The organism is Variovorax sp. OK212 (assembly GCF_900112425.1).
GTDB lineage: Bacteria > Pseudomonadota > Gammaproteobacteria > Burkholderiales > Burkholderiaceae_C > Variovorax.
Window position 1 is genome coordinate 663111 of record NZ_FOLP01000001.1, and the last position, 19987, is coordinate 683097.

Here is a 19987-nt window from a genome sequence, read left to right on the forward strand (position 1 = left end):
AAGTTCTAACGTTCCGGGCAAAAATCGGTCAAACTGACGCGTTTTCAGGGGTCAGTGCGGTTGCAATCCCAAGGAGCAATGATGGACAAGGACGCTGAGAGCCTTGGCGCCGATTTCGAGTGGTGGCAGAAGCTCACCGACGACTACGAAGCTGCGCTGGGTGACCTTGCCAGAGGCGAGCCGGGCGCGCGAGAGCGGGTGGTCCTGCTGGCGAACGCCTTGCGGCGGATGGACCGGGAGCCGGTCCACATGGGCCGCCTGGGCTGAGCCTGGGCCACGCGGCGCGCCGTCGGCGCCCGCACCGGGCTCGACGGCGGCCCGGTCATCTGGCGCGTCCGAGGCCGTGTTCAGCGTGCCTCCGGCCGCCAGCCGTCCGACTGCGTCTGCATGCCTGCGCATGGCCCTTACGATGCGGGTCCCTCCACGAGACCCCTTCCCATGCATCCTGCCGCGCGCCACCTCGTCTTCCACGGTGCCATCGTCCTGCTGTTCGGCCTGTTGCTGGGTGCGCCCTATGCCAAGGCGATCAAGCGCGATGCGGCGGCGCACATCGTCAACTCGTGGCGGGTGGCCCACCTGAGCCTGCCCATCGGGGCCACGCTGATGCTGGCCACGGCGGGCGTGCTGTCTTCGCTCGCGGTGCCGGGCTGGGCCATGTGGCTCATCGCCGTCGCGCTGATCGTTTCCGCCTACGGGTTCTGCGTGTCCACGCCGCTGGCGGCCATCTCGGGGCAGCGCGGGCTGTCGTCCGATGGCGCGGCGGGGCTGGGCAGGCTGGTCTACGCCGGCAACATGGTCGGTGCGATCGCCTCGGTCGCGGGTGCCGTGGCGCTGCTGGGCGCCGCGTTCGTTTCGCTCTGACGGCGCGTGCGCCGGACGTCCATTCATATCCATCGCGCGACCCGCCAATGAAGGAGAACCCATGAATTCCCGAAGAAGCATTGTTCTCGCCGGCAGCGGGGCGCTGCTGGGCGCGGCCACGGCCACGGCCGCCTCCGCGTCCGCCTCCGCCTCCGCATCCGCATCCGCCGACTGGCCCGCGGCCGACCCGGCGGGCCAGAACATGCCGGGCGAAGCCCTCGGGCAGGTGCTGCTGGACGCATGCCGCAGCGTGCCCGCGCTTCGCGGCATCGTCGTCGTGCGCAACGGCGCACTGGCCGGCGAGCGCTGCTACGCGGGCGCCTCCGCGAACGACCTGCTGCCCGTCAACTCGGCGACCAAGAGCGTCTGCTCGATGCTGGTCGGGCAGGCCCTGGCGCAGGGAAAGATCCGCAGCCTCGGCGACACCGTCGCCGACCTGCTGCCCGAGCCCGCGCGCTTGGCGCCGGATGCACCGGCCGCGCAGGTCACGCTGCGCCAGATCCTCACGGGCACCACCGGCCTGGCCTACGACTGGCGAACCCAGACGGCAGCGCTGATCGATGCAGCCGACGCGGCCGCCTTCGTGCTGGGCCTGCCGCGCGACAGCGAGGCGCCGGGCTCGTGGTCTTACAACGACGCCGCCGTGTCGCTGCTCACACCGATCCTCGAGCGCGCGCACGGCATGCCGATCGCCGACGTGGCAAGGCGCGACCTGTTCACGCCGCTGGGCATCGACCATTTCTCGTGGCGCAGCGACAAGTCCGGCCATGCAACGGCCTACATGGGCCTGGCCCTGCGCACGCGCGACCTGGCCAAGCTCGCGTGGACCATGGCCGACGGCGGCCGGTGGAAGGGCGTGCAGGTGGTGCCGGCCGACTGGGTGGCGGACAGCACGCGCCGGCATGGGCCCGCGCAATGGCGCAACCCGCCGATCGCCGACACGGGCTATGGCTACCTGTGGTTCACCGGCACGCTCGACGGCCGCGACGTGGCCTGGGGCTGGGGCTACGGCGGGCAGTTCGCGCTGCTCGTGCCGTCGCTGCGCCTGGTGGTGGCCACGGCCGCCACCGCACCGGCACCGAAAGACGTGGGCGCGCAGACCGCAACGGTGGCCAGGCTGGTGCAGCAGGTGGTGGCGCTGGCCGCAGCGTCGGCCTAGCCGCTCAGCCGCCGGCGGCTCTTTCTTCCTCCTCGGCCTCGCCTTCCCCCTGCGCCTGGAACATCCGCGTGAAGTCGCAGCACGCCTGCGCCAGCATCACGATCGACGAGGTCAGGGCGCTGCGGTGCTCGCCCTTGTGCATGGCCACGTAGCGCACCACGGGCAGGGCCGGCGTCACCTCGATCACCGCGAGCATGCCCGCGGCCACCAGCGGCTGCAGGCACTGGCGCGGCAGGTAGCTCACGCCCAGGCCCGACACCGTGAGCCCGGTGAGCGCCACCAGGTTGCTCACCACGATCACGTTGGCGGGCTGCACGCCTTGCTCCTTCATCCACGCGTCGTAGGCGCGGCCGGTGCCCGAGTTGTTGCCCTGCACCAGCATGCGCTGGCGCGCCAGCTCGTGCAGCCGCACGGTGCCGCCGGCGGGCACCACGCCGGGCTTGCACATCCAGGCGCTGCGCACCTGGCCGATGACCTTGTGCGACATGCGCGAGTCGGCGAAGGTGTCGGGCACGATGACCAGGTCGAGCTCGTCGGCCAGCAGCTTGTCGCGCAGCTGCAGGCTGTCGTCCACGTCGGGCTCCAGGATCACCTTCGGGTAGTGCTGCTGGATCAGCCCCACCAGCCGCGGCAGCCAGGTCATGGCGGTGAGCTCGGTCACGCCGATGCGGATGCGCCGCTCCACCACGCCGGGCTTGCCGAACTGCTCCACGGCCGCGTCGCGCTGCGCCAGCAGCTTCTGCGCGAGCACGAACATCTCCTCGCCCTTCTCGGTGAGGCGCGCGGTGCGCTGGCTGCGGTCGAACAGCTCGGTCTCGAACAGCAGCTCCAGCTCGTGCACCCGCTTGGAGATGGCCGACTGCGAGGTGTTGAGCTGGCTGGCCGCCTGCGCGAAGCCGCCGAGCCGGCCGATCCAGTACAGGGCTTCGAGTTGCTTGAAGGTCATCACGGTGCGTGGCTGCGGCGAGGGCAGCGAAACTTGATTGAAAGATCGCTTTTGTTCATGCGATTCGATCACAAAAAATCGCTTTTGGAAATTCATCGAGAAGCCGAAGATTCGCCCAGCCGGCCTTCAACCGCCTTCTGGCCTTCTTCATCGACTCTTCAAGGAACCACCATGGACTTCAGGAAACTGCCCCTCGCACTCGGCCTCACCCTCGCGTTCGCCTGCGGCGCCGCCAGTGCCCAGGACGGCGGCACGCTGCAGAAGATCAAGGAGAGCGGCACCATCCAGATCGGCGCGCGCGACAGCCAGATCCCGTTCTCGTACAAGCTCAGCGCCGACAGCGCGCCCATCGGCTTCACCAACGACATCTGCCTGAAGATCGTCGACGCGGTGAAGGCCAGGCTCGGCCTCGCGAAGATCGACGTGCGCTACACCATGCTGAACTCGACCAACCGCATTCCGCTGCTGCAGAACGGCACCGTCGACCTCGACTGCGCCACCACCACCAACACCACGCAGCGCCAGGCGCAGGTCGACTTCGCGCCCAGCCACTTCGTGACCAACATCACCGCCGCGGTGAAGAAGGCCTCGGGCATCAACTCGCTGGCCGACCTCAACGGCAAGAACGTGGCCACCGTCTCGGGCAGCACCTCGATCCAGCTGCTGCGCGGCGCACGCAAGAGCGGCGCCATCGAAGTGAACGAGATCGCCGGCAAGGACACCTCCGACGGCTTCCTGCTGCTGTCCACCGGCCGCGCCGACGCCTACGTGCTGGACGACGTGCAGCTCGCCGGCATGGTCGCCAGCGCCACCAACCCGGGCGAATACAAGCTGCTGAAGGAGTCGCTGCGCCAGGAGCCCTACGGGATCATGCTGCGCAAGGACGACCCGCAGTTCAAGGCGCTGGTCGACGAGACCGTCACCGGCCTCATGAAGTCGGGCGCCATCGAGCAGCTGTACACCAAGTGGTTCCTCTCGCCCATTCCGCCGAAGAACGCGAACCTGAACTTCCCGATGTCGGACGCGGTGCGCGAGATCTACAAGAACCCCAACAACAAGGGCGTCTGAGCCATGCTTTCCGAACACCCCCACGGCCTGGCCTTTTCCGACGCGCTGATGCGCGAGGTGAAGGCGCGCTTCCTGCATGTCGACCATGACCACCACGGCCGCGAGCGCCTGTACTTCGACAACGCCGGCGGCTCGTTCCGGCTGAAGGCGGCACTGGAGCGCTTCGCGCAGGTCGACGCCATTCCCGACAACGCCGAGCGCATCCACGCCACCGCCGTGGAGCTGCAGGACATCCAGGCCAGGGGCTGCGCCGACCTGCGCACCATCCTCAACGCCACCGGCGGCAGCGTGTACGCCTCGCTCACCGCCTCGGGCGCCATGTTCGACATGGTGCGCGCCATCGCCGAGAACGTGCCGGGCACGAACATGGTCACCACCGTGCTCGAGCACCCCTCGGCCTTCGACGCGATGAGCCTCTACGCCCAGCGCCTGGGCCGCGAACTGCGCGTGGCCCGGAGCAACCCCGTCACCGGCGGCGTGGACGTCGAAGAGATCGTGCGGCTGGTCGACAAGGACACCTGCCTGCTCAACGTGATCTACGCGTCGAACATTTCGGGCGCCAAGCTCGACATGGAAGAGATCGTGCGCCGCGCGCGCGCCATCAAGCCCGACCTGTACATCGTGGTGGACGCCGTGCAGCACGCGCCGCACGGCCTCATCGACCTGCAGAAGACGCCGGTGGACGGCATCAACCTCGCGCCCTACAAGTTCTTCGGCTGCCGGGGCTCGGGTCTGACCTGGGTGTCCGACCGCGCGGCGCTGCTGCCGCACCACAAGCTGGCCGCCAAGAAGCCCGACTACTGGGACCTGGGCAGCTCGGCGCCCTGGCAGTTCGCGGTGCTCACGGAAATCGTCGACTACGTGTGCTGGCTCGGCGCGAACTTCTCCGATGCCACCGACCGCCGCGCGCTGTTCGTGGCCGGCATCACGCACATCGAGCTGCACGAGCGCGCGCTGCTGGCGCTGCTGCTCGATGGCAACCCGAACGTCACCGGCATGCGCGAGATGCGCGGCGTCGAGGTGTTCCTCGACCACGAGGACCTGACCCGGCGCGACCTGATCCTGGGCATCGGCTTCGAGCACATCGACTGCACGCAGGCGGTGGTCGCGTACGGCAAGCGCGGCGTGACGGTGTACGAGCGCGTGGCCACCAGCCTCTACTCGAAGCGCATGCTCGAGTCCTTCGGGCTCGCGGGCACGGTGCGGGTGTCGCCGCTGCACTGCAACTCGGTGGCCGACATCGAGAAGTTCCTGCGCATCACGCAGGAGATCGCCACGGACCGAGGCTGACATCGGGTTGTCACAAACTGTCATATTCGGTAGGTAGCATGTTTTTCGACCCCCGCTCACAGGGGGCGAGGAGCATGAGATTTGGAAATTCGAAAGCTGATCGCGCCCGTCCTGGGCGTGGTCCTGCTGGCCGCGGTCGCATCCGGTGTCTGGTACTCGAACACCCGGCTGCACGATGAGTCGGCCACCGCCGCGGCGGCGCGCATCGAGCAGGACAAGCAGGTCACGCTGCGCGGCCTGATCGGCTCCGAGAAAGAAACCTTCTTCGCCGACCCGCGCGTGCAGAAGGCACTGGCCGCGCAGGGCATCACCGTCACGGTCGAGAAGGCCGGCTCGCGCGCCATTGCCAGCCGCTACGACGCCAGCAAGTTCGACTTCGGCTTTCCCTCGGGCGCGCCCGCCGCGGCGCAGCTCAAGGCGCTGGCCAAGGCGCCCAACGTCTTCAACCCGTTCTACACGCCCATCGTGCTGGCCAGCTGGCGGCCGATCGCGGAGATTCTCGTGGCCAACGGCATCGCCGCCAAGCAGGGCGACTTCTACTACGTGGTCGACCTGCCGGGCCTGATGGCCATGATCGAGAAGGGCACGCGCTGGAAGGAGCTCAAGGCCAGCAGCGCGTTTTCCACCAGCAAGTCGCTGCTGATCAACTCGACCGACGTGCGCACCTCCAACTCGGCCGCCATGTACCTGGCGCTGGCGAGCTACCTCGCCAACAGCCAGCAGATCGTGCAGAGCCAGGAAGACGTGGACCGCGTGCTGCCCGTGGTGGCGCCGCTGTTCCTGCGCCAGGGCTTCCAGGAGCAGTCGTCGGCCGGTCCGTTCGAGGACTACCTGGCCCTGGGCATGGGCAAGGCGCCGCTGCTGGTGGCCTACGAGTCGCAGATGGTCGAGTTCTGGCTCAAGAACCCCGACCGCCTGAAGAGCGACATGGTGCTGATGTACCCCAAGCCCACCGTCTATTCGAAGCATGTGCTGGTGCCCTACACGCCCGGCGGCGCACGCCTGGGCGCGGCGCTGGAGAACGACCCGGCCCTGCGCGAGCTCGCGCACGAGTACGGCTACCGCACCGGCGGCGACACCAAGGGCCCCGAGACCTGGGCCGCGCGCGGCGTGAAGGTGCCCGAGGTGCTCGTCGACGTGATCGACCCGCCGAGCTTCGAGTGGCTCGAACGAATGACCACGGGCATCGAAGCCCGCTTCAAGTGAACAACCAAGGAACGCCCGAATGAACGCGCCTGTCACCGCAACCACCGCCACGCCCTCCGCCAGCACGACCACCACCACCGCCGCGGCACCCTTCGACCTGCAGCCCCCGCAGGCCTTCACGCTCGAGCCGCCCGCGCCCGTCGTGGTGGTGCCGGTCGAGTCGGCCAGCGGCAAGGTGCGCCTGAAGCCCGAGGACGTGGCCGAACTCGACGCGCAGGTGGCGCGCTTCATCGACGACATCACCGCGCACGACAGCCAGCACCCGCAGTTCAAGGAAGCGGTGGAGCGCATCCACTCCATGGGCAGCAAGGACATCGAGGCCTCCGCGTCGGTGTCCAACCGCATGCTCGACCGCCCCGTGGGTTCGCTGCGCAACGGCCTGTTCGACAAGGGCGCGCAGATCGGCCAGTCGCTGGTCGACCTGCGCCGCCAGGTGGAAGACCTCGATCCCTCGAAGCAGGGCGACCTGTTCTCCGCGCGCAAGCTGCTGGGCATCATTCCGCTGGGCAACAAGCTGCTGGCGTACTTCGACCGCTACCAGTCGTCGCAGACGCACCTGAACGCGATCATCGAATCGCTCAAGCGCGGCAAGGACGAACTGCTGCGCGACAACACCGCCATCGAGCAGGAAAAGGTCAACCTCTGGACGCTGATGGAGCGGCTGGAGAAGTACGTGCACATCGGCAAGGCGCTGGACGGCCAGCTCGACCAACGCGCGCGCATGCTGGACGCCACCGACCCCGAGAAGGCCCGCGTGATCCGCGAGGAGATGCTGTTCTATTCGCGCCAGAAGGTCACCGACCTGCTCACGCAGCTGGCGGTGAACATCCAGGGCTACCTGGCGCTGGACATGATCCGCAAGAACAACCTGGAGCTCATGAAGGGCGTGGACCGCGCCACCACCACCACCGTGGCCGCTCTGCGCACCGCGGTGATCGTGGCGCAGGCGCTGTCCAACCAGAAGCTGGTGCTCGACCAGATCAGCGCGCTCAACGCCACCACCGGCAACCTGATCGCCAACACCAGCGAGATGCTGCGCGACCAGAGCAGCGCCATCCACCAGCAGGCGGCCTCCAGCACCATCGAGATCGCCAAGCTGCAGCAGGCCTTTGCCAACATCTACCAGACGATGGACACCATCGCAGACTTCAAGAGCCGCGCGCTCGACTCCATGCAGACCACGGTGGACACGCTGACCAACGAAGTGGCCAAGAGCCGCACCTACCTCGACCGCGTGCGCCGCCAGGACACGACCGAGGCGCTGCAGTCGCCGCGCGGCGAGGTCGCGCTGTGAGCCTGCGGGTGCTGTCGCGCCGGCTGGCGCTGGCGGTTCTCGCGGCCCTGTCGCTGGGCCTCGCGGCCTGCGGCAAGGACGACGTGCAGGCCGCCGCGGGCAACGGTGCCGCGCCCGCCGCGGACACGGCCGCCTTCACCATCCTCGCGGGCTCGGAACTGAAGGACCTCGAAGGCCCCATCGTCGATGCCGCCAAGGCGGCGGGCGTGGACGTGAAGTTCTCGTACGCCGGCACGCTCGACATCGTCGAGCGCATCAACGCCGGCGAGCGCTTCGACGCCATCCTGCCGCCCAACGGCGCCTACCCCGCGCTCGCGTTGCAGGCCAAGCCGCTGGCGCGCGACAAGCTCTTCTACTCGCGCATCGCGCTCGGCGTGAAGAGCGCCAAGGCCGCGCAGCTCGGGTGGACCCGACGCCCGCCGGGCTGGGCCGAGATCGCCAAGGCCGCGGGCGCCGGGCAACTGCGCTACGGCATGACCAATGCCACCAGCTCCAACACCGGCATGAGCGCGCTGTTCGCCGTGGCCTCCGCGCTGGCCGGCAAGACCGAAGACCTGGGCGAACAGGACGTGGACGAGAAGACCCTCAAGGCCTTTCTCTCCGGCCAGAAGCTCACCGCCGGCAGCTCGGGCTGGCTGGCCGACGCGTATGTGAAGGACCCGTCCGCCATCGACGCGATGGTCAACTACGAGGCCGTGATCCTGCGCGCCAACGAGAAGCTGCCCAAGGCCGACCAGCTCACGCTGATCTACCCGCGCGACGGCATGATCTCGGCCGACTACCCGCTGATGCTGCTCAACGCCAACAAGCGCGAGGCCTACACGCAGCTGGTGAGCACGCTGAAGGCCGCGCCGTTCCAGCGCGATGCGCTGTCGGCGGCCTTCCTGCGCCCCGCCAACCCCGAGGTGGCCGCCGCGGCCGCCTTGCCCACCGCCGCCGTGGCCGAGCTCGGCTTTCCCAACCGGCTGGAGGTGATCGACGCGGTGCTGGGCACCTACCAGTCGCAATGGCGCAAGCCCGCCACCTCGATCTTCGTGCTCGACCTGAGCGGCTCGATGTCGGGCAAGCGGCTGGCTTCGATGCGCGAGGCGCTCAAGCTGCTGTCGGGGGCCGATGCCGCAAGCACCTCGACGGCGACCGCCAGCGCCCGCTACAGCGCCTTCCAGAGCCGCGAGCGCGTGGTGCTCATCACCTTCGCCACGCAGGTGCAGGCGCCGGTGTGGGTGCGCTTCGACGCCGACCACATCGAGGCCGCGCGCAGCGAGCTGCGCCAGCAGGCCGATGCGATGAAGGCCGACGGCGGCACCGCCATCTACTCCGCGCTGGCGGCGGCCGAAGACCTCGCGCGCCAGGAACAGCAGCGCGAGCCCAACCGCTTCGTGAGCATCGTGCTGCTGACAGACGGCGAGAACAACTCGGGCCTGAAGCCGCAGGAGTTCCGCGACCGCTATGCGGCCGGCGGCCTGCCCGCGCGCATCTTCCCGATCCTGTTCGGCGAGGCCAACGTGAGCGAGATGCAGCAGATCGCGCAGCTCTCGGGCGGGCGCGAGTTCGACGGCCGCAAGCTGCAGCTGGGGCAGGTGTTCAAGGAAATCCGGGGCTACCAGTGAAGCCGGAGCGTTCGCTGAAGCTGCGCGCGCTGCTGTTCCTCTACGGCAACGGCAACATCCTGGGCTGCGCGCTGGCGCTGCTGGGGCCGGCGCTGCTGTTCGCCAACGTCATCGACCGCGGGTGGCTGCTGATCACCGCGGGCCTGTACGTGGCGGGCTGGCTCATGGGGCGCAGGGCACCCGCGCTCGAACGCCGCATCGAGGACAGCCTGAGCGTGGAGCAGACGCTGGAACGGCTGGACCGCGTGGTCGCGCAGGCGCAGCCGCACCTCACCGAGGACATGCGCAAGAGCCTGGACAACGTGCGCGGCTCGGTGGGCGAGGTGCTGCCGCGTCTGGTGGGCGCGGCCTCCAACGGCGACGACCTGTTCACCGTGCGCGAGACCGTGCTGCGCTACCTGCCCGAGACGCTGGCCAACTACGTCGCGCTGCCGCCGGCCTTTCGCATCACGCACGCGGTGAAGGACGGCAAGACCGCGCGCCAGCTGCTCGGCGAGCAGCTGGGCCTGCTCGACGGCAAGCTGCGCGAGATCGTTGCCAACGTGGCCTCCAGCGACGCGGCCGCGCTGGTGGCCAACGGGCAGTTCCTCGAGAAGAAGTTCCGCCAGCCCGACTTCCTCGCGGGCTGAACCTGCCCGCTCAGAACGGGTAGTGGCGCGGCGTGGTCTGCACCGTGATCCAGCGCAGCTCCGTGAAAGCCTCCACGCCCGCGCGGCCGCCGAAGCGTCCGTAGCCCGAGGCCTTCACGCCGCCGAACGGCATCTGCGCCTCGTCGTGCACGGTGGGGCCATTCACGTGGCAGATGCCGGCCTCGATGCGCTGCGCCACGTTCCACGCGCGCGCCACGTCGCGGCCGAACACGGCGGACGACAGGCCGAACTCGTTGTCGTTGGCAATGGCCACGGCTTCTTCGACACCGTTCACGCGCACCACGGCCTTCACGGGCGCGAAGGACTCCTCGCGGTAGATGTCCATGGCCGGCGTCACGTGGTCGAGCACGGTGGCGGGCATCAGCGTGTTCTGTGCCTTGCCGCCGCACACCAGCTTGGCGCCCTTGGCGAGCGCGTCGTCGATGAGTGCGTTGCAGCGCTTCACCGTGCTCATGTCGACCACCGAGCCCAGCACCACCGGGCCTTCGCGCGGGTCGCCCAGCGGCAGCGCCTGCGCGCGCGCCGCGAAACGCGCCACGAACTCGTCGGCCACCGCGTTGTCGACCACGATGCGTTCGGTCGACATGCAGATCTGCCCCGAGTTGGCGAACGAGCCGAAGATGGCCGCGTCCACCGCCGCGCCGATGTCGGCGTCGTCCAGCACCACGAAGGGCGCCTTGCCGCCGAGCTCGAGCACGGCCGGCTTCAGGTGCGTGGCGCAGGTCTGGGCGATGAGCCGGCCCACGCGCGTGGAGCCGGTGAAGTTGACGCGCCGCACCGCCGGGTGCGCCACCATGGCCTCGACCACGGCGCCGGCGTCGGCGGGCGCGTTGGTCACGAAGTTGACCGTGCCCTGCGGCAGGCCGGCCTCGCTCAGCGCCTCGACGATGAGCGCGTGCGTCTCGGGGCACAGCTCCGAGCCCTTCAGCACCACCGTGTTGCCGCAGGCCAGCGGCGTGGCGATGGCGCGCGTGGCCAGGATCACCGGCGCGTTCCACGGCGCGATGCCGACCACCACGCCCGCGGCCTGCCGCACGCCCATGGCGAGGCTGCCCGGCACGTCGGACGGGATCACCTCGCCTGCGATCTGCGTGGTGAGCGACGCGGCCTCGGTCAGGATGCCGGCCGCCAGGTGCACGTTGAAGCCGGCCCACAGCGCCGAGGCGCCGGTCTCGCGCGCCATGGCCTGCACGAAGGCGCCGGCGCGCGCCTCGAGCGCGTGCGCGGCCTTCAGCAGCAGGCGGCGGCGTTCGTTGGGGCCGGTCTGCGACCAGCCGGCAAAGGCGCGGTGCGCGGCCTCCACCGCCAGCACGGCGTCGGCCGGCGTGGCGGCCGGGGCGCTGGTGGCGACGCTGCCGTCCAGCGGGTTGCGGCGCTCGAAGCGCGCGCCGCTTTTCGCGTTGCGGTATTCGCCGTCGATGAACATGGAAATGTCGGTCATGAGGTGTCCTTGCAAGAAAAGAGGAGGGGGTGAGGGAACGAGGGGGCGAGGGCGGGTCAGGCCACGCCCAGGTAAGCCTGGCGCACCGCGTCGGAATGCAGCAGCGCCTGCGCCTCGCCCGCGGCGACGACGCGGCCGCGCTCGAGCACGTAGCCGCGGTCGGCGGCCTGCAGCGCCTTGCGCACGTTCTGCTCGACCATGAGCACCGTCACGCCCTGTGACGCGATGCGCCGCACGATGGCCAGCAGCTCGTCGACCATGCGCGGCGCGAGGCCGAGCGAAGGCTCGTCGAGCATCAGCAGGCGCGGGCCGCTCATCATGGCGCGCGCCACCGCCACCATCTGCTGCTCGCCGCCGCTCATGGTGCCGGCGAGCTGCGTGGCGCGTTCCTTCAGGCGCGGGAAGTCGTCGAAGGCGCGCGCGAGGCGCTCGGTGCGCAGGCGGGCCGGAACGAGCCAGCCGCCGAGTTCGAGGTTTTCGGTGACGGTCATCTGTGGAAACAGCTGGCGGCCCTCGGCCACCAGCGCGAGGCCGCGGCGCACGCAGGACGTTGCATCGCCGCAGGGCAACGCAGCGCCGTCGAGCAAAGCCTCGCCCGAGCGCGGCAGCAGGCCGGCCAGCGCTTTCAGCAGCGTGGTCTTGCCCGCGCCGTTGGGGCCGAGCACCACGGTAACGCCGGGTGTCACGTCCAGGCTCATGTCCTGGATGACCTGGAAGCCGTGGTAGCCGGCCGAGAGGCCGCGCACGGTGAGTTGGCTTGCACTGCTCATGGGAATACCTCCGTGCTTCGCACTGCGGTGCGAGCTTGCTTGGGGCGGCCCGGCGCGGCGCTCATGGGAATACCTCCGTGCTTCGCACTGCGGTGCGAGCTTGCTTGGGGGCGGCCCGGCGCGGCGCTCATGGGAATACCTCCGTGCTTCGCACTGCGGCGCGAGCTTGCTTGGGAGCGGCCCGGCGCGGCGCTCATGCCGTGGCCTCCATTTCATCGCCCAGGTAGGCCTCGACCACCTCGGCGTTGCGCACCACCTCGGCCGGTGTGCCGTCGGCGATCTTGCGGCCCTGGTGCAGCACCAGCACGCGCTCGACGTACTTCAGCAGCGTGGCCACCGCATGCTCGATCCACACGACCGTGAGGCCGTGCTCGTCGCGCAGCTTTCGAATGCGCCGCGCCATCGCGTCGACCTCGATCTCGGTGAGCCCGGCCGCCACTTCGTCGAGCAGCAGCACGCGCGGCCGGGTGCCCAGCGCCATGCCGATCTCCAGCAGCCGCTGCTGCGACGGCGTGACATCGCCCGCGATGTTCCGCGCCAGGCCACCCAGGCCCAGCATGTCCAGGATCTCGCCCGTGCTGCCCAGACCCGCGATGGGCGCGCGATGCCTGCCTGCGAACTGCATGCCGAAGCGCACGTTGTCCTCCAGCGTCATGCCGGCCATCACGCGCGGCGTCTGGAAGGTGCGCGCGATGCCGTGCGCGGCGTACAGGTGCGGGCCGCGGCGCGTGAGGTCCACGCCGCCTTCGACCCGCAGCGTGCCCGAGGTCGGCATCACCACGCCCGAGATGGCGTTGAAGAAGGTCGTCTTGCCCGCGCCGTTCGGCCCGATGATGCCGACGATCTCGCCCGCGCGCAGCGTGGCGCTGACCGCATCGACCGCGGTGAGGCCGCCGAAGCGCACCGTGAGTTCATGGGCCTCCAGCAGGATCTGCGGTTCATTCATGGCCGTGCCCGCGCAGCACCGCCGCCTTGCGCTGCCACAGCGACGCGAGGCCGTTGGGCAGGTACATCACGCACAGGATCAGCAGCAGCCCGAGCACCATCATGTAGCCGTAGGGCAGCTGCAGCCGCAGCGTTTCCGACAGCAGGCTGAAGACGATGGCCGCGGCCACCGGCCCGCCGATGCTGGCCGCGCCGCCGATCATCGCGATCAGCACCGTCTGGAAGCCGATGAAGGGGCTGAACACCGCCGGCGGGTCGATGTAGGTCCAGCGCACCGCCATGGCCGCGCCGACCGCGCCGGCAAAGGCCGCGGTGAGCGCGAAGCCCATCACCTTCACGCGGCGTGTGTCGACGCCCAGCGTCTGCGCGCGCTGCTCGTCGGCGCCGATGCCCGCCAGCGCCAGGCCGAAGCGGCTGCGCTTGACCAGCAGCGCCGTGGCAATGGCCGCGCCCGCGATCGCCAGCACCGTGAGGTACACCGTCTCGTTCGACGGCACCACGGCCAGCACGCGGCCCACCGTACCGGAGACCTGTTTCTCGACGAAGGTCACGGCATGGCGAATGAGCTCGGTCATGCCGAAGGTGAGCACCGCGAAGTAGGTGCCGCGCAGGTGCAGCACCGCCGCGCCCATCACCACCGCGACCGCACTGGCGATGGCCGCGCCGCTCAATATGACCAGCGGCCACGGCAGCACGTCGAGCAGCGTGGCGCTCGCGTAGGCACCCAGGCCGAAGAAGGCCGAGGTGGCCAGCGACAGGTAGCGCGTGGCGCCGCAGAACAGCGACCAGCTCGTGGCCAGTGCGATGTACATGAGGCAGCCGAGCGCGACCGAGGCCGCGAACTCGCTGGCCACCCACGGCACGGCGGCCGCCAGCGCGAGGCCGATGCACAGCACCCACCACGGCTTGTTTTGAAAGAGAGAGATCATTTTCTGGAGAACAGTCCGTTGGGCCGCCAGATCAGCACGCCGATGAACACGGCATACGACAGCAGCATCTTGAGCGAGGGGCTCGTGTAGTACATGCCCAGCGCTTCCACCACGCCCAGCAGCAGGCCGCCGACCAGGCTGCCCGCGATGCTGCCGAAGCCGCCCAGGGTGATGACGATGAGCGCGGTCACGGTGTAGGGCTCGCCCATGGAGGGAGAGATCTCGTAGGTCATCGACAGCAGCGCGCCGGCCACGCCAGACAGGCCCAGGCCGATGCCGAACATCAGCGGGTGCAGCCGCCTGGTGTTGATGCCCACGAGCTGCGCGCCGGTGGGCGACTGCATGAGCGCGCGCACCGCCTTGCCCAGCAGCGTGAGCTTCAGGAGCGCGATGAGCGCGATGCTCAGCGCCAGCGCCACGCCGAACAGCACCAGCTTGTTGGCCGTGAAGCGCATCTCGCCCAGCTGCACCGGGTCGGCCAGGTAGTCGTAGCCGCGCAGGTCGCCGCCCCACACGAGCAGGGCGGTGTTCTGCACCAGGAACATCAGGCCGAAGCCGACCATCAGGCTGCGCGCCTCGAACACATCCACGTTCGGCGCGCGCGCCGCCACCTGCCGGAAGCACAGCCAGTGCACCGCCATGCCCAGCGCCATCAGCAGCGCGAAGGCCACCGGCATGAACAGCAGCGGCGAGATGCCCCAGGTGCTGTGCGCCCACCAGGTCGCGAAGGCGCCCAGCATCAGGAACTCGCCGTGCGAGATGTTCATGATGCGCATCAGCCCGTACTGCAGGTTCAGCCCGATGGCCACCAGCGCGTAGATGCCGCCCGTGATCAGTCCGCCGGCAAGAAGCTCGGCCCATCCGGAAAGGGACACGTTCTTACTTCCAGGCCGGCTTGGGGCTGAGCTGCGCGGTGGCGCGGTCCTTCGGCCAGACCACCTCGAAGTCGTTGCCCTGCCACTGCGACACCGTGCCCGGAATGGACGCGTTCTCGCTGCCTTCGAAGCGGATCGGCCCGAGGATGGTCTTGAACTCGTTCTTCGCGATCTGCTCGCGCAGCGCCTTGCGGTCCAGGCCCACCTTCTCCACGGCCTGCTGCAGGATCTGCAGGCCCGCCCATGCGTGGCCGCTGGCCCAGCGGTCGGGTTCCTTGCCGAACTTCTTCGTGTGCGCGTCGAAGTAGGCCTTGGCCTCGGGGCTGGTCTTGCTGTTCCACGAGCCCATGCCGATCACGCCTTCGGTGTTGGCCGCCATCACGTTCTTGTAGAGCTGGAAGGCCGTGCCCACCGACGCGTAGAAGTACTTCGGGTTGAAGCCCACCTCGCGCGCCTGCCGGCTCGCAAGAATGGTGTCCGGCGGGTAGGTGATGCCGATGAAGGCGTCGGGGTTCAGGTCCTTCATGGTGCGCAGCACCGGCGCCAGGTCTTTCACGCCCAGCGGGTAGCTCTTGCGGTCGAGCACCTGGATGCCGGTCTTCTTCAGCGCGTTGTTCAGCGCCGCGAAGTTCTCCAGCCCGAACAGGTCGTCCATGTAGACGATGGTGAGGGTCTTCACGTTCTGCGCCACCAGCATGTCGACCAGCGCGCCCATCATCTTGTCGGGCTGCTGCAGCAGCGAGAAGAAGAAGGGCAGGCGCATGTCGATCAGCTTGCGCGACAGCGCCGTGGGCGCCAGCAGCGGGTAGCCGAAGCGGTTGGCCAGCGGGGCCACCGCGAAGTTGGCGCCCGACCCCCACGGCGGCAGCACCAGGTCGACCTTGTCGCTGCCCATGAGCTTCTCGAAGGTGCGCACGCAGGTCTCGGTCTCGCTGCGGTCGTCGTAGCCGATGAGTTCGATGGGGCGCTTCGCCCCCTTCACCGACAACCCGCCCGCCGCGTTGACCTGCTCGGCCCACAGCAGGTAGTTGGGTTCCTGGCTCACCTGCGCGCCGGCGGCCCACGGGCCGGTGCGCGCAATGGCGTAGCCGATCTTCACGGGGCCGCTGGCGCCGGTCTGCGCGAACAGCTGCGGCGCGACGGCGGCGGCGCCCAGCGCGGTGGCGGTGCCCTGGATCCAGCGGCGGCGATTGGGGTGGTGTTGCATGAGGTCTCCTACGGGGCGTCGGGGTGCGCCCGCTTCCCGGAATCGTAGAAATCCGGGGCCTGCGCTGCTGTGCCCGCCGTGCACAAAGCACTTGACGCAGCGTGCACGCGCCTAGTGGTTAACCCGCAAAGCCGGAGGGCTTCGATGCCATTCACAATGCCCAGCATTCGGGCCGCGGCCTGCAACCTTTCGTTTTCTGCCTCGCTGCACCGCATGACCACGTCCCTGCTTCTTTCCACCGACGAGATCCCGCCGAAAGAGCGCGGGCCGCTGTGGTGCGAATGGGTGTGGCGCCACTTCGGCGGGCTGGGCTCCGACCTGTACGACGACACCGAGTTCGACGGCCACCTCGCGGCCTCGCATGCCGGCGACGTGATCCTCACGCGGCTCGAGGCCAACCGGCATCGCGTGCTCAGGACGACCCAGATGGCGCGCCTGAGCGAAGCGCCGTACCTGAAGATCGTCGCGCCCTGGCAGGGCTCGGCCGAGGTCACGCAGCGCGGCCGTGCCGCCGCCGTGCGCTCGGGCGGGTGGACGCTCTACGACACCACCGCCGACTACACCGTGGCCAACCCCGAGCGCAGCGACCACCTCATCGTGATGCTGCCGAAGGACCAGCTCGCCTCGCCCGCGTTGCCCCTGAACGACCTGGTGGCGCGGCGCATCGGCGGCGCCAGCGGCATCTCGCGCGTGGCGCTGGAGACCATGCGCAGCACCTACCTCGAGCTGCCCTTCATGAGCGAGGCCGCGGCGCGCGGCGCGGGCGAGCTGCTGATCCAGCTGGTGCGCCTGTCGCTGATGGAGCTGGCCGGGCAGGAGACGCCGCAGACGCAGCGCGAGGCCCTGAAAGACCGCATCCGCCGCCACGTGGCGCAGAACCTGCGCGACCCGGCGCTGTCGATCGACAGCATGGCGCTGGCCTTGCGCTGCAGCAAGCGGCTGCTGCACAGCGCCTTCTCGGACGACGACGAAACGCTGAACGGCTACATCCAGCACCAGCGCCTGGCCGCGAGCATCCGCGACCTGATCGACCCGGCGAACGCGTCGCGCTCCATCACCGACATCGCACTGGCCGCAGGCTTCGGCAACCTCTCGCACTTCAGCCGCGTGTTCCGCGAGCACACCGGCGGCAGCCCGAGCGAGTTCAGGCGGCAGGCGGCGCCGCGCTAGGACTGCGAGCGCAGTTCCCGGTTGCGGGGGGTGTGGCATTCTTGGCCATGGCCAACCGCGCATACCTGTTCAACACATCCATCCCCGTTTGCAACCGAGCCCAGCTCGACGAGGCGTTGGTGCGCGACGGGTCGCTCTATGCAGAGGTGGCTGAAGGCGCCAATCAGATTCCCGTGATCTGGTTTTTCTGCTTCCGCAGGGAAGACTTGATTCCCGCAGCCTTCAGCTTCAGGCAGAACGGCAGCGTCGTGCAGCAGAAGGTCTTGTTGCCGTGTGTTCCTGTCGAGAAAGCGGTGCGCAATCTGGTGGAGGCCCGCGCGTGGTTCGAGGCTTTCGTTGGAGACAGTGCACTCGTCGAGGACTATTGGCAGGCTGCGGTCGAATCGTTGCAAGGGCTCGCCCTGCCATTGCTCGTCATGGACCCGACCGAGGTTTTTCTGCTCAACGATCCGGAGGAAGATGCGCGCACTTTCGTGACTGCCTTGCAGGGAGGCGAAGCGGCATTCGAGGCCATCAGGCAGCTGTCGTTTTATGAACAGCACCAGCCGCCGTATGCGTACAAGGAGTTCATGTCGGGCGCAGCGCTGGACCATCGCGGTCGACGGCGCAACTCCGCGGCGCTTCTTGGAGGCTTCGTCGTGCCGCGGGCGGTAGCTGTCGATGCTGCGCCACTTCCGGCCCCGGCTCCGGCTCCGGTGTCACCTGATTTCACGCACAGGTCCGTGCCGTCGATCACGGTGGAGCGTGCGCCGTCATCCATTTCGTTCGATGCGGCCGCAGCGATGGCTTCTGCGCGTCGCGCTTGCGCCCCACGGGATTCGCATGAGAAGAAGGGCGAAGCCGAGCCGAAGCCATGGTGGAAGATCTGGTAGAGGCCAAGCCAGGGTTTCTCGTTCACTGCACCGCGTCATCCACGCTCCACGGCGCATACACCTCCGCGTGCAGGTCCGGCGAGTTCACCTTCGCCAGCAGGTCGCGCACGTCGTCCTTCACGCGCGCCAGCGACAGCCGCGCGCCGCGCGCACGCACATAGGCCGCGAAGTCGCACAGCGCCTCGATGCTGGTCGCGTCGAGGTCGGGCGATTCCTCCAGGCTCAGCACCATGCGCTCCAGGCCCGGCATTGCATCGACGCGCGCGCGGATCGACGCGAACACCGCGTCGGCATTGCCGAAGAACAGCGGCACGTCGGGCCGCGCGATCAGCGTGCGTGGAGGCACCACCGCCTCGGGGTGGCGCGCGGTGTCGACGTAGTCGTGGCTCTGGCCCAGGCGCCCGAGCCAGCTGACCGTGGTGCGCGAGAAGCCGCGCAGCAGCAACAGCAGGCTCACGCCGATGGCTGCCAGCAGGCCGTTGAGCACGCCCAGCACCAGCACCGCGGCCACCGCCACGACGGTCACGAGCCGGTCGCGCCGCCACTGGAAGTAGGGGCGCAGCGCGGCGGGGTTCAGCGTGTGGCTCACCGCGTGGATCACGATGGCGGCCAGCAGCGGCTCGGGCGTGTGCGCGATCCACGGCAGCAGCGTGAGCACCGCCACCAGCACCACCAGGCCCGCGACGATGCCCGCCGCGCGGCTGCGCGCCCCGGCCGATTCGTTGGCCGAGGTGGCCGAGTAGCCCGCGCCCACCGGCATGCCCTGGAACAGGGCCGAGAGCAGGTTCGCGCCGCCCAGCGCCAGCAGGTCGCGGTTGGCCGACACGTTGTCGCCGTGGCGCAGCGCGAAGGTGCGGATCGAGCCGTACGACTCGGCGTACAGGATGAGCGCCATCGCGAACGCCAGCCCGCCCAGGTTCTGCCACTGCGCGCGGTCCATCTGCGGCACGCCCGGGTGCGAGAAGTCGAGCGAGATCGGCCCCACCGCCGCGACGCCCCACGCATGGCACAGGCCCTGCACGTCGAGCACGATGCCGCCCACGATCACCAGCAGCGCGGCCGGCACCGCGCGCCAGCGCGCGAGGCCGCGCAGCAGCACGAGCGCCACCAGCGCCATGGCCGCGCCGGCCAGGTTCCAGTGCCGCCAGTCGCCGACCAGGCCCGCAAGCAGCCGGAAGAAGTCGCTGTGCGCCGGCTGCACCGCCAGCACCTTGGGCAACTGCTTGACCACGATGGTCAATGCCAGCCCGAGCGCGAAGCCGCGCAGCACCGGCTTGGCGATGAGGCTGGACACCGCACCGAGCTTGGCCACGCCCGCGATGACGAAGAACACGCCGGCCAGCAGCACGATGCCCGCGCCCATCGCAAGCCGCGTCGCGGTGTCGGCGCCCGTCACCGACATCGTCGCGGCGAACAGCACCGCCGCCGACGACGAGGTGGCCGAGACGATCGCGAAGCGGCTGCTGCCGAAGAGGCCGTAGACCAGCAGGCCCGCGAACAGCGCGATCACGCCGGCCTGCGGCGGCAGGCCCGCGATGCCCGAATAGGCGACCGCCTCGGGCAGCAACAGGCCCGCGATGGAGACGCCTGCCACGAGGTCGGCGAGGCCGGGGCGGCGGGAGGCCGTGCCCGCAGCGGGAGGAGGCGGGATCGGCAGGGGCTGGGGAGGCGGTGGGTTGGCGGCGGTCATGACA

At 69.3% G+C, this 19987-nt stretch carries 19 protein-coding genes; 11 read left to right on the top strand and 8 right to left on the bottom strand.

What is annotated here, in order from left to right:
* Nucleotides 1-81 precede the first annotated feature (81 nt).
* From BM004_RS02950 to BM004_RS02960, 3 genes are all read left to right on the top strand, one after another.
* Nucleotides 82-267, top strand: coding sequence for a hypothetical protein (locus BM004_RS02950; protein WP_093125098.1), 186 nt, complete (start codon nucleotides 82-84; stop codon nucleotides 265-267).
* 171 nt (nucleotides 268-438) lie between these two features.
* Nucleotides 439-861, top strand: coding sequence for a styrene oxide isomerase (locus BM004_RS02955; protein ID WP_093211184.1), 423 nt, complete (start codon nucleotides 439-441; stop codon nucleotides 859-861).
* 61 nt (nucleotides 862-922) lie between these two features.
* Nucleotides 923-2020 (top strand): serine hydrolase domain-containing protein, encoded by a 1098-nt coding sequence (locus BM004_RS02960; RefSeq protein WP_177206329.1) that lies wholly within the window; start codon nucleotides 923-925, stop codon nucleotides 2018-2020.
* Nucleotides 2021-2024: 4 nt separating this feature from the next.
* On the opposite strand, the gene BM004_RS02965 is transcribed toward BM004_RS02960, so the two are convergent.
* On the bottom strand, nucleotides 2025-2966 hold the full coding sequence (locus BM004_RS02965; protein WP_093211188.1) for a LysR family transcriptional regulator: 942 nt from the start codon (nucleotides 2964-2966) through the stop codon (nucleotides 2025-2027).
* Nucleotides 2967-3137: 171 nt separating this feature from the next.
* Between BM004_RS02965 and BM004_RS02970 the strand changes: the two genes are divergently transcribed.
* The 6 genes from BM004_RS02970 (at nucleotide 3138) to BM004_RS02995 (ending at nucleotide 10063) form a co-directional block, all read left to right on the top strand.
* Complete coding sequence (locus BM004_RS02970; protein ID WP_093211190.1) at nucleotides 3138-4034, top strand: transporter substrate-binding domain-containing protein; 897 nt, start codon at nucleotides 3138-3140, stop codon at nucleotides 4032-4034.
* Nucleotides 4035-4037: 3 nt separating this feature from the next.
* Nucleotides 4038-5324: an aminotransferase class V-fold PLP-dependent enzyme gene (locus BM004_RS02975; protein ID WP_093211192.1), complete on the top strand. Its 1287-nt coding sequence runs from the start codon at nucleotides 4038-4040 to the stop codon at nucleotides 5322-5324.
* An 81-nt stretch (nucleotides 5325-5405) separates the two neighbouring features.
* Nucleotides 5406-6530: a hypothetical protein gene (locus BM004_RS02980; RefSeq protein ID WP_093211194.1), complete on the top strand. Its 1125-nt coding sequence runs from the start codon at nucleotides 5406-5408 to the stop codon at nucleotides 6528-6530.
* 19 nt (nucleotides 6531-6549) lie between these two features.
* Nucleotides 6550-7824: a toxic anion resistance protein gene (locus BM004_RS02985; protein WP_093123470.1), complete on the top strand. Its 1275-nt coding sequence runs from the start codon at nucleotides 6550-6552 to the stop codon at nucleotides 7822-7824.
* Nucleotides 7821-9434, top strand: a complete 1614-nt coding sequence (locus tag BM004_RS02990) for a vWA domain-containing protein (protein ID WP_256219764.1) — start codon at nucleotides 7821-7823, stop codon at nucleotides 9432-9434. Before BM004_RS02985 ends, BM004_RS02990 begins: the two co-directional genes overlap by 4 nt.
* Complete coding sequence (locus BM004_RS02995) at nucleotides 9431-10063, top strand: hypothetical protein (protein ID WP_256219765.1); 633 nt, start codon at nucleotides 9431-9433, stop codon at nucleotides 10061-10063. The genes BM004_RS02990 and BM004_RS02995 overlap by 4 nt, the downstream gene beginning before the upstream one ends.
* Nucleotides 10064-10073: 10 nt before the next feature.
* Here the strand turns inward: BM004_RS02995 and BM004_RS03000 are convergent, their stop codons facing one another.
* The 6 genes from BM004_RS03000 to BM004_RS03025 all read right to left on the bottom strand — a co-directional run bounded on the left by BM004_RS03000 (nucleotide 10074) and on the right by BM004_RS03025 (nucleotide 16251).
* Nucleotides 10074-11525, bottom strand: a complete 1452-nt coding sequence (locus tag BM004_RS03000) for an aldehyde dehydrogenase (RefSeq protein ID WP_093211196.1) — start codon at nucleotides 11523-11525, stop codon at nucleotides 10074-10076.
* A gap of 56 nt (nucleotides 11526-11581) precedes the next feature.
* Entirely contained in the window at nucleotides 11582-12295 is a 714-nt protein-coding gene (locus tag BM004_RS03005) for an ABC transporter ATP-binding protein (protein WP_093211198.1), read from the bottom strand.
* A gap of 193 nt (nucleotides 12296-12488) precedes the next feature.
* Complete coding sequence (locus BM004_RS03010) at nucleotides 12489-13241, bottom strand: ABC transporter ATP-binding protein (RefSeq protein WP_093211200.1); 753 nt, start codon at nucleotides 13239-13241, stop codon at nucleotides 12489-12491.
* Nucleotides 13234-14169, bottom strand: a complete 936-nt coding sequence (locus BM004_RS03015; protein ID WP_093211202.1) for a branched-chain amino acid ABC transporter permease — start codon at nucleotides 14167-14169, stop codon at nucleotides 13234-13236. Before BM004_RS03015 ends, BM004_RS03010 begins: the two co-directional genes overlap by 8 nt.
* Nucleotides 14166-15044: a branched-chain amino acid ABC transporter permease gene (locus BM004_RS03020; protein ID WP_093123480.1), complete on the bottom strand. Its 879-nt coding sequence runs from the start codon at nucleotides 15042-15044 to the stop codon at nucleotides 14166-14168. The genes BM004_RS03015 and BM004_RS03020 overlap by 4 nt, the downstream gene beginning before the upstream one ends.
* Nucleotides 15045-15048: 4 nt before the next feature.
* Complete coding sequence (locus tag BM004_RS03025; protein WP_093211204.1) at nucleotides 15049-16251, bottom strand: amino acid ABC transporter substrate-binding protein; 1203 nt, start codon at nucleotides 16249-16251, stop codon at nucleotides 15049-15051.
* Between the two features lie 213 nt (nucleotides 16252-16464).
* Here BM004_RS03025 and BM004_RS03030 point away from each other — a divergent pair, with 213 nt between their 5' ends.
* Both BM004_RS03030 and BM004_RS03035 read left to right on the top strand, forming a co-directional pair.
* A complete protein-coding gene (locus BM004_RS03030) occupies nucleotides 16465-17421 on the top strand; it encodes an AraC-like ligand-binding domain-containing protein (protein ID WP_093211987.1) in 957 nt (318 codons plus the stop codon).
* Nucleotides 17422-17468: 47 nt separating this feature from the next.
* Nucleotides 17469-18293, top strand: a complete 825-nt coding sequence (locus tag BM004_RS03035) for a hypothetical protein (RefSeq protein WP_093211206.1) — start codon at nucleotides 17469-17471, stop codon at nucleotides 18291-18293.
* Between the two features lie 22 nt (nucleotides 18294-18315).
* On the opposite strand, the gene BM004_RS03040 is transcribed toward BM004_RS03035, so the two are convergent.
* Nucleotides 18316-19983, bottom strand: coding sequence for a SulP family inorganic anion transporter (locus BM004_RS03040; RefSeq protein ID WP_256219766.1), 1668 nt, complete (start codon nucleotides 19981-19983; stop codon nucleotides 18316-18318).
* Between the last annotated feature and the right edge of the window lie 4 nt (nucleotides 19984-19987).

Excerpts from the sequence above, each read along its gene's own strand:
- BM004_RS03025 (WP_093211204.1), bottom strand. The coding sequence starts at position 16,251 with ATGCAACACCACCCCAATCGCCGCCGCTGGATCCAGGGCACCGCCACC.
- BM004_RS02970 (WP_093211190.1), top strand. The coding sequence starts at position 3,138 with ATGGACTTCAGGAAACTGCCCCTCGCACTCGGCCTCACCCTCGCGTTC.
- BM004_RS02960 (WP_177206329.1), top strand. The coding sequence starts at position 923 with ATGAATTCCCGAAGAAGCATTGTTCTCGCCGGCAGCGGGGCGCTGCTG.
- BM004_RS02955 (WP_093211184.1), top strand. The coding sequence starts at position 439 with ATGCATCCTGCCGCGCGCCACCTCGTCTTCCACGGTGCCATCGTCCTG.
- BM004_RS02965 (WP_093211188.1), bottom strand. The coding sequence starts at position 2,966 with ATGACCTTCAAGCAACTCGAAGCCCTGTACTGGATCGGCCGGCTCGGC.
- BM004_RS02975 (WP_093211192.1), top strand. The coding sequence starts at position 4,038 with ATGCTTTCCGAACACCCCCACGGCCTGGCCTTTTCCGACGCGCTGATG.
- BM004_RS03040 (WP_256219766.1), bottom strand. The coding sequence starts at position 19,983 with ATGACCGCCGCCAACCCACCGCCTCCCCAGCCCCTGCCGATCCCGCCT.
- BM004_RS03015 (WP_093211202.1), bottom strand. The coding sequence starts at position 14,169 with ATGATCTCTCTCTTTCAAAACAAGCCGTGGTGGGTGCTGTGCATCGGC.
- BM004_RS03000 (WP_093211196.1), bottom strand. The coding sequence starts at position 11,525 with ATGACCGACATTTCCATGTTCATCGACGGCGAATACCGCAACGCGAAA.
- BM004_RS03005 (WP_093211198.1), bottom strand. The coding sequence starts at position 12,295 with ATGAGCAGTGCAAGCCAACTCACCGTGCGCGGCCTCTCGGCCGGCTAC.
- BM004_RS03030 (WP_093211987.1), top strand. The coding sequence starts at position 16,465 with ATGACCACGTCCCTGCTTCTTTCCACCGACGAGATCCCGCCGAAAGAG.
- BM004_RS02985 (WP_093123470.1), top strand. The coding sequence starts at position 6,550 with ATGAACGCGCCTGTCACCGCAACCACCGCCACGCCCTCCGCCAGCACG.
- BM004_RS02950 (WP_093125098.1), top strand. The coding sequence starts at position 82 with ATGGACAAGGACGCTGAGAGCCTTGGCGCCGATTTCGAGTGGTGGCAG.
- BM004_RS03035 (WP_093211206.1), top strand. The coding sequence starts at position 17,469 with ATGGCCAACCGCGCATACCTGTTCAACACATCCATCCCCGTTTGCAAC.
- BM004_RS03010 (WP_093211200.1), bottom strand. The coding sequence starts at position 13,241 with ATGAATGAACCGCAGATCCTGCTGGAGGCCCATGAACTCACGGTGCGC.